Consider the following 2,115-nt stretch of genomic DNA (forward strand, 5'->3'; position numbering starts at 1 on the left):
TATTGATAATTACACTATCGTGAGGAGTGCTTTTGAATGATATTTTTAAATCAGAGCCAAAATTGATCGCATTAAATTCTAGATCGCTTCTAGAAATTCCTTCACCAAATTGCAGGGTATTGATTCCACCATAATCTGTTATAATATCGTTGCCGTCACCTTTATTAAAGACATACGTATCATTTCCATTGCCGCCCTCAAGCTTGTCGTTTCCTTTACCGCCCATTAGCGTATCATTACCATCATTTCCATAAAGTACATCGTTTCCTTCATTACCATTAATGATATCATCCCCATTACCGCCCCAAATTTCATCGTTACCCGAGCCTGCATTAAAGATATCATTTCCATCCGTTAAATAAAGCTTGTCGTTTTTATCGGTAGAATTTAGTGGAGCAAGCTCAAGTATTTTATTAAAATCATAAACGGTTCCATCGGCAAATACGATAGTTCTTACAGCATTGTTTCCTATTTCAGGATTTACGGAAAAGAAATTTTGGATAGTTATGCTATCATCATTGCTTTTGATAGATATTATAAGTTTATCCAGTTCCCTTTTTAAGCTCACATCATTAGGAGTTATGCTTTCTCTGAATTGTATTTTATCATCGCCTGCTGTATCGTAGATAGTATCGTTACCGTCACCTCTAGCGAATACATATGTATCATCTCCGGCGCCGCCGTTTAGGGTATCTTTGCCTTTACCTCCTACTATAAAATTATCTTCGGAATTTCCATTGATAACATCATTGCCATCCGTCCCACCCATATACGTATTAAGACATAGAGACAACAATTTGTCATCATTGCTGCCTAGCTTTACGAGATCTTCTTTTAAATTCTTTTGGAATATAGGTTTATACGCGCTAGCATCTCGAACGATACTCATTAATTTGATAATTTCATTATGCTTTCCATCTTTATATAATTGTATAAGCTTAGAATTTAAAGCATCAAATTTATAGCTTAATTTACCATCTTCTCGCAGATTCATAAGATCTAAATTTAGATCCATATCGAAATATGTAGTTTGAAGTTCTATAGTCGCATAGACATAGCGTTTAAAGGTATTGATTTTATCATTAACCCTATTAGAAGCATTTGGACCTGGATTTGCACCCCGCCAGCTTTGATTAAAGGGTTTGCCGGTGATCTTTTCATATACGGCCATATCTCTTGCTTTTACATCGCCTCTCATTGAATTTTTATCTATTGCTCCTACTCCAGTCCATTCGTAGATCAATTCATCGATATGTTTCTTTCTTTCCTCCGGGCTTAGCATCAGATATAGATTTATCATAGTAACCAGCTTTTCGTTCTTACCTGCCGCCATTCTTAGAGAATTCAAATTTCCACTGGCTATAACTTGAGGTAGAGCTTGGGTTTCTAGTGGAATTTTATCTTGATCTATTATCTCTTTTGTTTTATTTAGACTTACTTTAAACCATACATCATCTGCCTTAACCTTAGTACCATCATTTAAGGTAGCATCAGAAGTTTGCCTAATAGAATTTCCGTTATTATCGGTTGAAATTTCTTTATAGTTTAGATCGATAGACTTTACCTTATCGCTTAGTTTGATTAATTCTCCTTCGTCAGTTATGGCGTTAGAGTTTTTATCTTGCCATAATAGGAGCCTGTCGAAGTCTTTATCGTTTTTATCTATTATGCCGTCATTATTAGTGTCAAATTCTTTAAAGGCGTTAAAGCCATTAGTATTTCCGCTAGTATGCGAATAGTAATTATCGCTTAAAGTATAGTTTCCGAATAGCTCGCCTCCGTTATCTATCTTGCCGTTTCCGTTTCTATCATACGCTAATAGTGCATCATCTTTTTGTACCCATCCGGTAGCTTCGGCAAAGCCGTTATTATCTAGATCGAAGTTTCTGGTATAATCCAGGCTTAGAGTATTTATGCCGTCGTTATTTAGATCGATGACTATAGGAGAGCCGTCGGTTTCAGGATCATCCAGATCGCGGTCGTCGTCGATGATTTTGCCGGTACCGTGTTTTAGTATCTTGGCTTTTAGTTTATCTGAGGTTTGGATGATTGTAGGAGTTACATCAAATTTTCTATCCTCTTGTTTGTCCGTATTGCTGTCCCATGTATAGGTAT

1 protein-coding gene is annotated in these 2,115 nt (G+C 36.3%); it reads right to left on the reverse strand.

From position 1 onward, the window contains the following. On the reverse strand, positions 1–2,115 hold a 2,115-nt coding region (locus tag Q0256_RS07720; protein ID WP_297961910.1), incomplete at both ends, for a calcium-binding protein.

This window comes from uncultured Campylobacter sp. (assembly GCF_937949835.1).
Classification (GTDB): domain Bacteria; phylum Campylobacterota; class Campylobacteria; order Campylobacterales; family Campylobacteraceae; genus Campylobacter_B.